Origin of the sequence: Ensifer sp. ENS02, assembly GCF_014851885.1 — a bacterium.
Classification (GTDB): domain Bacteria; phylum Pseudomonadota; class Alphaproteobacteria; order Rhizobiales; family Rhizobiaceae; genus Ensifer; species Ensifer adhaerens.
This window is the reverse complement of sequence record NZ_JACVAO010000018.1, coordinates 16,474-28,965: the sequence shown is the minus strand read 5'-3', so window position 1 is coordinate 28,965 and position 12,492 is coordinate 16,474. Positions and strand designations below refer to the sequence as shown.

Sequence of the window (12,492 nt, the reverse complement as noted above, 5' to 3'; positions counted from 1 at the left end):
CTCAACGTCCGAACTTGGAATCATTGAAATCTAGGATGAACCCGATGAAACGCATGCCGAAGATCGCCGTGATCATGGATGAAAACACCAGTGCGGGCGGTGGACGCTATGACGTCTCGAGAAATTACTTTTCCGCCCTGCGCCGCGCCGGCGCCTTTGCCTTCGGCATCCCCTATGTTCCCGATCTCGTCGACCAGGTCGTCGAAGATTTTGATGGGTTCTTAAGCGTCGGCGGCCGCATCAACTTCCCGAAAAGCTGGTATGTCGAAGGAGACCAATCCCAGTATCCGCCCTCGGATCGGCTAGCCGTCGACATGGCATTGATGGAAAGTTTCCTTGCGCGCGACAAGCCTGTGCTCGGCATCTGCAACGGCATGCAGATGCTCGGCTGCCTCAACGGTTGCCGGATGGTTTCCGATGTCCATTCGTCGTGGCCCGACGCGCTCAATCACGACCAGGCCAATTTCTCGCATGACGTCAGCGTTGTCCCCGGTACCAGAATGGCCGACATCCTCGGCATCGAAACATTCACCGTGAACACGTTTCACCGCGAGGCGATCGTGGAGGTATCGGGCGCGGTGACCGTTACGGCCCGAGCCCCGGATGGTGTCGTTGAAGCGATCGAGATCGGCTCGCAGACCTTTGCCATGGGCCTTCAATGGCACCCCGAAATGCTGGATGCCGACAGCCATCCGGGCGCTCGCGTCTTCGACGCCTTCGTCGAGGCGTCAAGCCGACACCTTCGATAACCTGTTCCAAGGCCCTGCTGCGTTCTGTCGGAAGCACATTCTGCCCTCTCCCGATTGACGTTGGCGGCTCCAGCAAATAGGGCCAAGCCGACAGGCGTGCCAAACGCCAACAAGACAGCAACAGGAGTGTATAGTGAGCGAACCGACCGTAGCAGAGGCAACAGATCGCATTTACGCATCGCTGCAGGCAGACAATGCCGACATCGATCTTCATATCGCAACCCTCAAGGCAGCATTGATGCGGGCAGGTTTGAAAGAGGCCGTATTCGACCCGACCAGGCTCGTGCAAAACAACCGTTCCGGACGGAAGCTGATGCAGGCGTACTTTCGGCAGCGCGGCGTAACGGTGAAATTCTCGGCCTAGCAAGGTCGTTCAATGATGCCAGAAAGGCCGCAGTCGGGTGGCCGAATGGGTGCCTGCCTGGTCGGACTGCGGTGGCTCACCAGGCTCAGCGATCCCGGTTTCCGCTCGTCGGCTGGCTGCCAAGGTGAACCTCTCGGCGCGCGACCCTTTCAACCGGTCAGGTCGCGCGCAAATGGGCTCTGGCCGCCTTTCGAAGCGGCAGTCCGGTAAGCTCACCAAGTTCGTGCTTCAACTCCGCGCTTTGGCGATGGCGTCCTTCAGTCCTTTTTCATCCAGAACGCCGGGAATGATCGCCGAACCGATGACGAAGGATGGCGTGCCGGCGAAATTGAAGGCGAGTGCCTGACTGTAGTTGCGGTCGAGCAGCCCGGAAATCTTGGCATTGTGCGTGTTCACGGCTGCGGTCAGCTCCTTCATCGAAAGACCCGCCCCGGTCAGCGCCTTCTCGATGTCGTCCTGCGACAGCCTCGCCTTGGTTTTCATCAGCGCCTCCATCGCCGGCTGGTATTTGCCGATCTGGGCGGCTCCAAGCACTGCCTGTGCGGCGAAGACGGAGGCTTCGCCCAAGATCGGCCAGTCCTTCAGCACGAGCCGCACGTTGCCGTCGGCCTTGACCACCTTCTCGACCGTCGGATGCACTTTCTTGCAGTAAGGGCACTGATAGTCGAAGAACTCGACGATGGTGACATCGCCCTTCGGATTGCCAAGGACGGGCGCGTCCTTGTCGAAAAACACCTCCTCCTTGGTCAATTGCTGGGCGAAGGATGATCGGCCTCCGACAAGCACGGCGGCGGCGGTCGCGACCGTGGCCGTCAGAACGGTTCTGCGGGTGAACATCAGATTTCTCCTTGTGCGATTGGATTGGGGCCGAGAGCGACGGCGCGTGCGGCGATTTCGAGGATCATGCCGCGCAGGCAAACGACGAAAGTCGGAAAGGCCGGGGCTGTCATTCTGCCTGCTTCCTGTCCTCAGATGCAAAGGCGGCGAGCCGTTCGGCGATTGCCTCGCGGGAGATTTCGCCGAGATGGGTGGCGGCGAGCGTACCGTCCGGGTTGATGAAAAGTGTGGCAGGAAGGCCGATCGCGCCGTAGTGCCGGGATAGGCCCGAGAAAGGGTCGAGAAGGATGGTTTCCAGGTCGACGCCTGTTTGGCGCAGATAGGATTCTATCGCCGCGCGGCTTTCGCCCTGGTTGGCGAAGAGAAAGTCGACCTCAGGATTCCTTTCGGTCATCTCCGCCATCATCGGCATTTCCCGCCGGCAGGGCGGACACCAGCTTGCCCAGAGATTGAGAACCGCCGGGCGGCCCTTGCGCTCGGCGATGGCGAGGCTCTCGTTACGTGCGAGAACGGCATAGGACGTTTCCGGGGCACGGGGTGCAGCGCCGCTATCGGTGAGGGTTGTGGCGACGACCCAGACGAAGAGGCCGGCCGCAAGCGGCAGGATCGCCCAAGGAGCGGCTTTCGGTGCGTTTCGCCAGAGCATCACTGCGGCGAGGAAAACACCGAGGAATCCGCCCGTCGGGGAAAAGCCGCCCTGCCAGATGGCGAGAACTCGCAACGGCTCCTGCAGGAAGCTCTCGGCATGGATGAGCACATGCCCGGCGCGCGCGCCGACAACGCCGAAAAGTGTGGCAGCCGTCGTAAAGGTGCCAAGCCGGTTGTGGATGCGGGCGGCAAGGAGCGAGCCGACAAGCATGAAGACGATCAACCCGGCGATGACCGAAAAGCGATCGGCGGAAAAAGCGAAGGGACCTATTGCGACGGCGTTCATTGCGCGCTGCCCTTGGCCATCCGTGCCGCCTCCGCAAGCGAGCCGGCCGTGATTTCTCCGACGAGGCGCGTACCGGGGGCCTCCTCTTTGCTGCGGTTGAAGAAGATCATAGTCGGCGGGCCAACGACGGCAAGTGATCGCATCAGTGCGCCATTCTCCGCATCGAGGGTGCTGACGTCGAGGCTGACCAAGCGGATCCCGTCAAGGCTCGCCGCGACATCAGGCTTTGTCAGAACGGACCGCTCGATCGTGCGGCAGGTGACGCACCAGCCAGCGGTGACATAGACGAGGGTGGGTTGCCTCCCGGAGGCTGCGGTGTCGAGAAGGCGGGAGAGTGCGCCGGCCGAGCCGACCTTGGTAAAATCCGACTTCTGGATGGCGGCTGTTTGGTCAGCACTCGCCGCCCCCTTGAGCGGGCCGAGCGGAGTGAGCGGATCGCTGGCTCCAAGGCCGAGGCCCACCAGCAGCAGACTACCCCAAATGAGCGAGACGACGGCGGTCAAGCGCGTCAGTACGCCGTAGCCGCCTGTGGACCGCAGCCCGTCGGGAGCGACCGCGTAGATGCCGAAGGCAAGGGAAAACACGGCCCAGGGCAGGAGGACGAAGCGCTCCGGCACAAGCGGCGTCGCAAGCCAAATCGCCGTTCCCAGGAATGCGAAGCCGAAGACGTGCCGGACACGTTCCATCCACGCGCCGGCGCGTGGAAGCGCCTTGCCGCCGATTGTCGCCATGATGATGAGCGGGATGCCCTTGCCAAGGCCAAGGGCGAAAAGGGCGAGTGCGCCGACCGCAATGTCACCGGTCCGGGCGATGTAGAGGAGGGCGCCGGCAAGCGGCGCGGTTACGCAGGGGCCGATGAGGAAGGCGGAGGAAAGACCGAGCAGGGCGGCGGCGGCGACCGAGCCGCCCTTCTGCCGGCCGCCGCTCAGGCGGTTGCCGATCACTGCCGGCAGCTTGATGTGGAAGAGCCCGAAGCTGGAGAGCGCCAGCAGGACGAACAGTGCCGCGACCACGCCGATCGCGACGGGCGATTGCATCACGATCTGGAGGTTTTGCCCCGACCAAGCGGCCACGATGCCAAGGAGACCGAAGGCGGACGCAAGGGCAAGCACATAAGCGGAGGCGAGCATGAAACCGCGTCGTGCCGTCAGCCCCTCTCCCTCGCGCGTGAGCATGGCCGCGACGATCGGATACATCGGGAAAACGCAGGGCGTGAAGGCGAGCAGCAGTCCGAAGCCGAGGAAGCCTGCAAGAAGAAGCGCAAACCCGCCACCGGTCATGAGCCGGTCGACCGCCGTTTCTCCGCCGTCAGCTGCGATGGAAAAACCTGTGTCCGGCGCTTCCACGGGCCGTGCGTCCTTGGCAGGCGCAAAGGCAAAACCACCGACCGGTTTGCTGATGGTCATCGCGGCGGTATCGATCGTCCGCGTTGTCGGCGGATAACAAAGCCCGCCATCCTGGCAGCCCTGATAGGTGAGGCGAATGACCGGAGGCGCATTCGCGATCCGGGCCGAAGCCTTTTGGTAATAGACCTCGGTTGTGCCGAAGCCCGGATCGTCCTTGACTGCACCCGGTTCGGTTTGCAGGGTGATCGGCCGGTTACCCTCATCTTCTGCTGCCAGGAAGTCCCTGTAGAGATAGTAGCCGCCAGCAATCGTCCATGTGATCGCCAGCCGGCCGTCGTCTTGCCTGGCGATCCCAGGTACGAAGGCCTCGTCCATCGGCAGGGGCGCCTCGAGCGCCCGGGCTGGCAGGATGGCCGCAATCAAAACCCAAACCAGTGCCAGCAGACTTGCTTTCCGCATCGTTCTTGCGTCCTCGTCTTCAATCGAGGGCGGAGCGATCAGGCCGCTACCTTAAGGCAGCCTTAAAATGATTGACCAAGGCGAAGGATAGAAACGGGCCGCGCAAGTTAATCCGCTAAGACCTTGGCGCTGGCTCTCGGTGTAATTCCGGAAGTAAAGGCCGAACGATGGTGGGGCAACCGGCGCTGCCGGTTCACCTGCTTATGGACACCGGCCCTTTGGCCGGCGTCCAGACTTCATTGCCTGTGTTGCCTAGTGGGTTGCGCCCGACCCACCGGCTGCGACGATTGCGAAGGGTTGTCCCTCGACCGCGATCGTGCGGGTCTCCTTCAGTGTTTCCGTGTCGATCACGCGTACCAGGCTTTGGCGCGGATCAGTGATGGCGAGGTGATTGCCGGCGACGGCGAGGCGGGGCCTTGCGTCGCGCCAGTGGCCATCTTTGCTGTAGGGCTCCGTGACGATTTCCGATTTGGTGATCACGCCATCCACGACGTCAAGGAGGTGAAGCTTGCCGTCCTCCGTCAGGATATAGGCGTTGCGTGACTTTGCCGGATCGAGGATGAAGTCCACCCGCCGCAGCGGCAGTTCGACGAGGCGGTAGGGTTCCTTCGCGTCGGCGTCGATCAGTACGACCTTGTCTTCTCCGTAGTTCCCAAGGAAGAACTGCATAGAAGTGCCGCCGAGCAGTGTGGATACCTTGCCTTCCGGCAGCTTGTCGCCATAGGCGAGCATCTCGAGCTTGGGGCCATCGAGCCCACCTGGGCGTGCGACCAGGACGCCCTCGGCGCAACCGAAGGCGGCCAGGCGGGCGGACGTCGCTTCACCGTGGAGCCCCGTGCAGGTTGCGACATCGCCGACCTGCTTGCCCTCCTTGTCGAGAACACGCAGACCCAGGCGGGGAGGAAGCTCACCTTCCTTTACCGTCGCTTCGAGGTTCGGGACCGAAACGAGAAGATGGTTGCCGGTAGAAACCGCGACGCCATGGTGTGCGGCGGTAGTATCGTAAGCCTTGAGCTCCGCCTTGCCGTCCAGAAGCGCGCTTTCGCCAAGCAGATCGAACTTGCCACCGCGATCGTAGAAGATGGCGAGATCGTCACCATGGGCAACCACGTGGCCGGGCTTTTGTCCGCGAATGGTTGTCCCAAGCAGCCTCGGCTCCTTGACCTCGATGTCCCGGTGCTCGCCGTGATCGGAAAGCGCTATGCCGGTGTCGATGGCATGGATCAGGTTCTGTTCGCCCTGGACGGCAAACACGGTTCGTCCGGTGTCGCTCAGGGAAAGGGCGGCGTAGCCTTCAAGGTCAAAACGGCCGATTTCCTTGTCCGTTTCCAAATCGATGGCGCGGACCACGGGCTGGGTGTGGTCGGCAATGAACAAACGCCAGGTCTCGCGCTGCTGTTCTTCCTCGGCATGAGAGGTCAACGGAAAGGCGAGGGTCGCGAGAATGGTGGTGGCGAAAAGCGCGGGCAAACCGGAGCGGGACATGAAATCTCCTATAATGTAATAACGTAACATGTGTTGTGTTATAGCGTTACATTCGCCTTGTCCAGCGGCAACAAGCTGACGTTTGCACATGCGTCAACGAAGCCGTCACAGGCGGCCCGCGACGGCGGCCTACGTGGCTCGCTGGCGTTAGGGAGTGTGAGGCTCGGTCCTGACGGACCGATTGGCATTCCGCGACTTCGCCTGGAGCGGCGGATGGCGGCATGTGTTGCCGCCACCCTTTGAAATGCTCGGTTCTCCGTTGGTGGGCTTCGCCGATTTTCAGGGCTGGGGGGCTTTGGGCGAGATGGACCAAAACCCGCCATAGGGCCTTCATCAGCGACGAAGGCCGTCAAACGCGGCGGGACCCGGTCATCCTGCTACTTCGCTGTGCCTTCGTTCAGGGGCAGCTTGCTCCCGCGACGCTGCGGTAGGCGGCCGTTCAGAACGATGTAGGCGAGAAGGCCGATCACCAGGCCCCAGAAGGCCCCGCCGATCCCGAGCAGCTTGATGTTGGCGGCGGAGGCCAGGAACGTGATGAGCGCTGCTTCGCGGCAGGCCGGGTCGGCTGTTGCTGCAGCAAGGCTGCCACCAATGGTACCGAGAAGGGCGAGGCCCGCTAGCGTGGTGATGAAGGTCGCAGGAAACGCCATGAACACGGCCGCAAGCGTAACGCCGAACACGCCGACGAGCACGTAGAAAAAGCCCGCGGCGATGCCCGCGATCCAGCGCCTGGACGGGTCTTCGTGGGCCTCCTTGCCGGTTGCGATCGCCGCCGTGATTGCCGCGATATTGAAGGCGTGCGAGCCGAAAGGCGCCATGATCAGCGAACCGAAGCCAGTCGTCGTCACGATCCGGTTGGCGCTGGTCTTGAAGCCGTCATTCCGCAGCACCAGCATTCCCGGCATGTATTGGCCGGTCAGCGTGATGAGAAACAGCGGCAGTGCGACCGAAAGCAGCGCGTTCAGCGAGAACAACGGCATGGTGAAAATGGGCGCCGCGAACTCCAACTTCAGACCCGACAGGTCGACCCGGCCCTCCGCGAGCAGGAACAGGAGCCCGAGAACGAGGATGCCGACCACGGCATAGCGGGCGGAGAAGCGCTTCAGGACGACGTAGGCGACAATCAGCAGGCCGACGAGCAACGGATCGACGCTTGCGCCGCCGAACGCGCCGATGCCGAACTGCAGCAGGATACCGGCGAGCAGGCCCGCGGCAATGCCTGGCGGGATCAGCCGGATGACCTTCTCGAAATAGCCCGAAAGCCCGAGTGCGACGAAGGCTAGAGCCGAGATCATGTAGGCGCCGATGGCCTCGGCATAGGGCGTGGTCGCAAGCGCAGTGACGAGAAAGGCTGCGGCCGGCGTCGACCAGGCGGTGATGATAGGCTCGCGATAGCGCCAGCTCAGCCAAAGCCCCGTCATTCCCACGCCGATCGAGACCGACCAGACCCAGGAAGCCGTCAACTCGGGGCTGAGCCCAGCCACTTTCGCGGCTTGAAAGACCAGGATGAAGGTGCCGCCATAGTTGACGATGACGGAGATCAGACCCGCGACAATGGGATGGGCAAGGTCGTTGAAGCGAAGGGATGACGGGAAAACATGTGATGACATGATCTATCGGGGCTCCTGAAATATCGGGGAGGACTGGCAAGCCGCGTTGACAAATAGCCAGTCATTGGCCCGATATGCCCATCCATTTTTCTGAAGATGATCAGACCATTTGTTCAAGCATTCCCAACTCGAGTCCGTGAAGGCATGGATTGCCCAGCCCGCCCAGGCTGGGATGCCGCTTCATGCGCGCATCCAGCGGGCGATCCGTCAGTTGATCCTCGACGGTGCGCTTGGGCCGGGAAAGCCGCTTCCAGCTTCGCGCGTGCTCGCCAAATCCCTCGGCGTATCGCGCGATACGATCGAAGCGGCCTATGGCCAGCTTCATGCCGAAGGCTTCATCGACCGTCGCGTCGGGAGCGGCAGTTTCGTGGCCGAGGTGAAGGAGTTTGCACCCGGCAGGCGCCTGTCTCCAAGGCGCGCGCAGTCGCCCAACCAGGCAGCGGCTTTGAGCAGGCGGGGCAATGCCACGTTCGGCAGCGGCGGCGTCAGTGAACAGCTGTTGCCCCGCCCCTTCGCCCATGGCGTGCCGGAGACGCGCACTTTTCCGCTCGCGCTGTGGGAGCGCCTCGGACGGCAGGGCTTGCGCGAAACCGGCAGAAGGGCGCTGCTTCACGGCGACCCGCAAGGGATCGAGGAGCTGCGGCGTGCCATTGCCGACTATGTGAACCTAGAACGCGGCGCCCGTGCCACGGCCGAACGGGTGCTGATCCTCACCAGCTCGCAGCAGGCGCTGACATTGTGCGCAAACATGCTGCTCGATCCCGGTGACCGCATCTTCATCGAGGATCCGACCTATTACGGCGCGCGCAAGGCGTTCGATGCGGCGGGGCTCGAATGCGTCCCCATCCGCGTCGACCGCCATGGCATCGCCGTCAACCAGATCAAGGCGGAGACGCGCAAGGTCAAGGCCGTATTCCTGACGCCCTCGCATCAGTTCCCGGCCGGCGCCACGCTGACGCTCGATCGCCGCCTTGCGCTGATCGAATGGGCGAGCCGCCATCAGGCCTGGATCCTCGAGGACGACTACGACAGCGAATTCCACTATGCCGGCAAACCAACGGCCTGCCTGCAGGGCCTCGATCCGCACGACCGGACGATCTACATCGGCACCTTCACCAAATCGCTCTTTCCGGGGCTTCGGATCGGCTATGCAGTTCTGCCGCCTGAGCTGGTCAAGCCGATGACCGTCGCGCGTACTCTGCTTGACGGGCACTCCGCTCCGATGGCGCAAATGACACTCGCGCGCTTCATGGAAGGCGGGCATTTCGGCGCCCATGTGCGCACAATGCGCAGCATCTACGCCGACCGGCTCGACCTTTTGGCGACGCTTGTCGGAAAACATCTGCCGCATATCCTTGAAGCGCGTGTGCCCGATGGCGGCCTGCAGATGCCGTGCGCGCTGACAGGTGCGATCTCGGAGGCCGCGGCCGTCGATGCGGCACGACGTGTCGGGATCGAGATCATGGGATTGTCCGCGCTTCACGCCGGCGGCAAGCCCGAGCCCGGGTTCCTCATGGGGTTTGCCGCTTATACGCCAAGCGAGATCGAGGGGGCGGTGCGGAAGCTGGCTGGTGCCTTCCGGGCCGCGGCGAAGTCATAGGTCGTCCAAGCGCCGCCCCAACGTTTCGGTATTAGTCCTGGATCACGAGCTGGAACCACGTGTCGAGAAATCTGCTGCGCTTGACGGCGTCGAGATAGACGAGCAGCTCCGGTCCCAGTTCGATGAACTGGACGTTTTTCATCGTGTCGAGATCCCGCGACCGGGTCAGGCCGACCTCTTCAAGCGCGCGGTCGGCGCGATCGGAAAGCAGGAAGTCGACCACGTCGCCGGCGGTCGAGCGATTGCGCGCCTTCTCCGGGATCAATGCCGTCCAGGGCAGCGCCAGCACATAGTCCTCAGGGATCACCATCTCGATGGATGCGGTCTTGCTCATCCATTTGCGCACGGCGGACAAGGGCACATTGTAGCCGATGTCGATGCGGCCTTCCGCCATCGCCTGCAGCAGTTCCTCGTTGCTGTCGAATATGCGGGCCTGCGACGCACCGACGGCTCGGGATATGCGCCAGAAGAGCGGCGATCGAAGCGCCTCCTGCGAGGCGAAGGCATAGCTGACATTGTCGATGCCGATGTTGACCAACCCGACCCGGCGTAGCAGGCGCGCGCGGTTCTGCTCCAGCGTGCGCGCAAGCTCCGTCCGCGTGCGCGGGACGTCGAACGGCGCCATCGCGCCCTTGCGCACGACAAAGACCGCCGGATCGTAGCCGATGCTGAAGACTTCGCTGCGCCAGTGAACCTGCTGCGGCGGCCCGTGCTTGACCGCCGAAGCGCGATGCTGCGCGACGCTGCCTTCGTTGGCCAGGTAAACGGCGAGGTCCGGCGTCGGCAGCACGAGCACATCGATCGGGTCGGTGTCGTCGACGCCTGCCAGCAGCCGCGAAATGATCTGGCTCGGCCGGGCCTGCCTGTACTGGCCCTTTGTGTGTGGCATGTCGGCTTGAAGGGCGTCGAGCAATGGCTGCATCGTCGGCTGCGCGTCGACCCCGACGATGGTGAGCCGCTCCGGAGTGGCTCGCGCCGGCGTCGATGCGGCAAAGAGCGCGGCGAGAAGCATGAGCGTGAACCGAGCGATCATGCCGGGGTTCCGCCTTTGGGCAGGCAAACCACGACCGACAACCCGCCTCCATCCCGATCGTCGAGGCTGATGCTGCCGCCCATGGCTTCCGCAACGGTTCTGGCAATGGCGAGCCCAAGTCCGGAACCCGGTTTACTGTTGTCGGCCCGCGAAAAGCGTTCGAACATTTGCTTGCGCATATCCCTCGGGATTCCAGGCCCCCGGTCGGAAACAACGAAGCGGACCAGGCGATTCACCTCTGTCACGGTGATGTCGATAGACCCTGGAGCGTGCACGAGCGCATTTTCGATGATGTTGCGTATCATCTCGCGCAGGCTCACGGCCTCCGCCTCGATCTCGACAGCGTTGCTGGGCAGGTTGAGCGTGAACATGTCGGCGGCGGCGGGATAGGAGCCTTCCGCCTGCAGGCGACGGATGGCTTCCCGCACGACTAGGCGCATGTCGAGGGTCTCGCGCAGGCGCGATTCAATGCCGTGCAGCGTGCTTGCATCCGACAGAAGCTGGTTTGCGAGAACGCTGGCATTGACCGAGTTGGCGTGGATGCGGCCGAGAATGTCACGCAGCCTGCCGGCCGGCGCTTCGTCGATCGAAAGTTCTGCAAGCGCGCGCAAGGCGGTCAGGGGCGTACGCAACTGATGGGCAGCGTCGGCCGTCACGCTCTTCAGGCCCACGAGCACGGAATCGAGCCGACCCATGAAATCGTTGAGCGCCGAGATCAGCGCGCTCACCTCCCTTGGCACCGGGCCGGAGACCGGGCTGAGATCAGAGGAGGCACGGTGGCGCAGATCGGCCTCGACGGTTCTCAGCGGTGCAAAAGCCTGGCGGACCGCAAGCCAGATCAGCAGGAACGCCAGCACGGACACGGCGATTGCGGGAAGGGCGGCATTGAAGGTCAGATGCAACCCAAGTTGATCGCGCGCTTCGCGCGTTTCGCCGACGAGAACGTCGACCCAGCCGCCGCCGGCGGCATCGGTGCTGTAGCGGGCGACGGCGGCGATGCGGATCCGTTCACCCCTGTAGGTGCTGTCGGCCAGCCGCAACTGCGGTCCCGTCCCGTGCGGGATCTCCAGGCCGAGGATCGGCGAGCCGGTAATGATCGTCCCGTCGGGAGCCGCCACCCGGTAGAAGATGCGATTGAGCCGGGACGTGCCGAGGATGGCGAAGGCGGAATGCGGCAGGTCGACGCTTGCGGTGCCGTCCTCGATCGACACCGTATCGGCAATCGAAAGTGCCGCCGCGCCAAGCACCCGGTCAAAAGCTTCTTCGGCCGCGTTGTGCGCATTCCAGCGCACCATCCAGAACAGGAAAAGCCCGATGATGATGAGCAGGGCAGCGCCGCTGGAAAGGATGCGGCGCTCGATCGAGTAATCAGAGCGCACCGCTTGCACCGCTCCCGGAGCGCTGGCGCAGCATGTAGCCTACGCCGCGATGCGTGACGATCTCGATGTCGCAGTCCTCCAGCTTCCGGCGCACCCGGGAAACCAGAAGCTCCACGGCATTCGGCGTGCCCGTGTCCTCGTAGCCGAAGAGTTTCACGACTAGCTGCTCCTTGTTGACCGTCGTGCCGGCACGGGTCGCGAGCGCCTCCAGCACGTCGAATTCGCGGCGGCCGAGGTCGAGCGGGCGGCCTTCGAGCATCACCGCGCGGGCCGAAAGGTCGATGGAAATCGAGCCCAAACGCAGAACCGATTGCGCCGCACCCAGGTGCCGGCGGGAGACGGCCCGGATGCGCGCGACGAGCTCGTGCAGGTCGAACGGTTTGACCAAATAATCGTCAGCGCCTAATTCGAGCAGATCGACCTTGTCGGCCACCTGGTTGCGGGCGGTGATGACGATGACGGGACGCGTCAACCCACCCTGGCGCATGGAACTCAGGATGGCGAAGCCGTCCCGCTTCGGCAGGTTGATGTCGAGGATCACCAGATCGTGCGAGGCGTTGAGGGCGAGCCGCTCTCCTTCCGCGCCGTCGAACGCGGTCGTGACCTCGTAGCCTTCCTTTTCCAGGCGCATGGAAATGGCAAAGGCGATGTCGGGGGTGTCTTCGATCAGGAGAATGCGCATCGCGTTTCCAGGTG

At 63.3% G+C, this 12,492-nt stretch carries 11 protein-coding genes; 3 read left to right on the top strand and 8 right to left on the bottom strand.

The annotated features are described in order from the left end of the window. The first annotated feature begins 44 nt into the window (after nt 1–44). Both IB262_RS29170 and IB262_RS29165 read left to right on the top strand, forming a co-directional pair. A complete protein-coding gene (locus IB262_RS29170; protein ID WP_082566434.1) occupies nt 45–749 on the top strand; it encodes a gamma-glutamyl-gamma-aminobutyrate hydrolase family protein in 705 nt (234 codons plus the stop codon). A 130-nt stretch (nt 750–879) separates the two neighbouring features. After that, complete coding sequence (locus IB262_RS29165) at nt 880–1,113, top strand: hypothetical protein (RefSeq protein WP_034794697.1); 234 nt, start codon at nt 880–882, stop codon at nt 1,111–1,113. Between the two features lie 228 nt (nt 1,114–1,341). Here IB262_RS29165 and IB262_RS29160 read toward each other — a convergent pair whose 3' ends face one another. The 5 genes from IB262_RS29160 to IB262_RS29140 form a co-directional block, all read right to left on the bottom strand. Next, nucleotides 1,342–1,950 carry a DsbA family protein gene (locus IB262_RS29160; protein ID WP_034794695.1) on the bottom strand — a complete coding sequence of 203 codons (609 nt, stop codon included), beginning with the start codon at nt 1,948–1,950 and terminating at the stop codon, nt 1,342–1,344. 109 nt (nt 1,951–2,059) lie between these two features. After that, the gene (locus IB262_RS29155) at nt 2,060–2,884 is read right to left on the bottom strand and encodes a TlpA disulfide reductase family protein (RefSeq protein WP_060530530.1); all 825 of its coding nucleotides are present in this window, start codon (nt 2,882–2,884) and stop codon (nt 2,060–2,062) included. After that, on the bottom strand, nt 2,881–4,689 hold the full coding sequence (gene dsbD / locus IB262_RS29150; protein WP_112975324.1) for a protein-disulfide reductase DsbD: 1,809 nt from the start codon (nt 4,687–4,689) through the stop codon (nt 2,881–2,883). Before dsbD ends, IB262_RS29155 begins: the two co-directional genes overlap by 4 nt. Before the next feature lie 252 nt (nt 4,690–4,941). Then, entirely contained in the window at nt 4,942–6,174 is a 1,233-nt protein-coding gene (gene aztD / locus IB262_RS29145; RefSeq protein ID WP_112975325.1) for a zinc metallochaperone AztD, read from the bottom strand. 377 nt (nt 6,175–6,551) lie between these two features. Next, on the bottom strand, nt 6,552–7,784 hold the full coding sequence (locus IB262_RS29140) for a benzoate/H(+) symporter BenE family transporter (RefSeq protein WP_112975326.1): 1,233 nt from the start codon (nt 7,782–7,784) through the stop codon (nt 6,552–6,554). Between the two features lie 109 nt (nt 7,785–7,893). Here IB262_RS29140 and IB262_RS29135 point away from each other — a divergent pair, with 109 nt between their 5' ends. Continuing rightward, nucleotides 7,894–9,384, top strand: a complete 1,491-nt coding sequence (locus IB262_RS29135; protein ID WP_192494048.1) for a PLP-dependent aminotransferase family protein — start codon at nt 7,894–7,896, stop codon at nt 9,382–9,384. A 31-nt stretch (nt 9,385–9,415) separates the two neighbouring features. On the opposite strand, the gene IB262_RS29130 is transcribed toward IB262_RS29135, so the two are convergent. Genes IB262_RS29130 through IB262_RS29120 form a run of 3 tightly spaced genes read right to left on the bottom strand, consistent with a single transcriptional unit; the run spans nt 9,416 to nt 12,478 of the window. Continuing rightward, on the bottom strand, nt 9,416–10,417 hold the full coding sequence (locus tag IB262_RS29130) for a substrate-binding domain-containing protein (RefSeq protein WP_112975328.1): 1,002 nt from the start codon (nt 10,415–10,417) through the stop codon (nt 9,416–9,418). After that, nucleotides 10,414–11,796: a sensor histidine kinase gene (locus tag IB262_RS29125; protein WP_348646646.1), complete on the bottom strand. Its 1,383-nt coding sequence runs from the start codon at nt 11,794–11,796 to the stop codon at nt 10,414–10,416. The genes IB262_RS29130 and IB262_RS29125 overlap by 4 nt, the downstream gene beginning before the upstream one ends. Continuing rightward, complete coding sequence (locus tag IB262_RS29120) at nt 11,786–12,478, bottom strand: response regulator transcription factor (RefSeq protein WP_089045773.1); 693 nt, start codon at nt 12,476–12,478, stop codon at nt 11,786–11,788. The genes IB262_RS29125 and IB262_RS29120 overlap by 11 nt, the downstream gene beginning before the upstream one ends. Nucleotides 12,479–12,492 lie beyond the last annotated feature (14 nt).

What these genes read in the sequence shown, in the direction of transcription:
- IB262_RS29170 (WP_082566434.1), top strand. Translation starts at nt 45, where the DNA reads ATGAAACGCATGCCGAAGATCGCCGTGATCATGGATGAAAACACCAGT.
- IB262_RS29160 (WP_034794695.1), bottom strand. Translation starts at nt 1,950, where the DNA reads ATGTTCACCCGCAGAACCGTTCTGACGGCCACGGTCGCGACCGCCGCC.
- IB262_RS29155 (WP_060530530.1), bottom strand. Translation starts at nt 2,884, where the DNA reads ATGAACGCCGTCGCAATAGGTCCCTTCGCTTTTTCCGCCGATCGCTTT.
- dsbD (WP_112975324.1), bottom strand. Translation starts at nt 4,689, where the DNA reads ATGCGGAAAGCAAGTCTGCTGGCACTGGTTTGGGTTTTGATTGCGGCC.
- aztD (WP_112975325.1), bottom strand. Translation starts at nt 6,174, where the DNA reads ATGTCCCGCTCCGGTTTGCCCGCGCTTTTCGCCACCACCATTCTCGCG.
- IB262_RS29140 (WP_112975326.1), bottom strand. Translation starts at nt 7,784, where the DNA reads ATGTCATCACATGTTTTCCCGTCATCCCTTCGCTTCAACGACCTTGCC.
- IB262_RS29130 (WP_112975328.1), bottom strand. Translation starts at nt 10,417, where the DNA reads ATGATCGCTCGGTTCACGCTCATGCTTCTCGCCGCGCTCTTTGCCGCA.
- IB262_RS29120 (WP_089045773.1), bottom strand. Translation starts at nt 12,478, where the DNA reads ATGCGCATTCTCCTGATCGAAGACACCCCCGACATCGCCTTTGCCATT.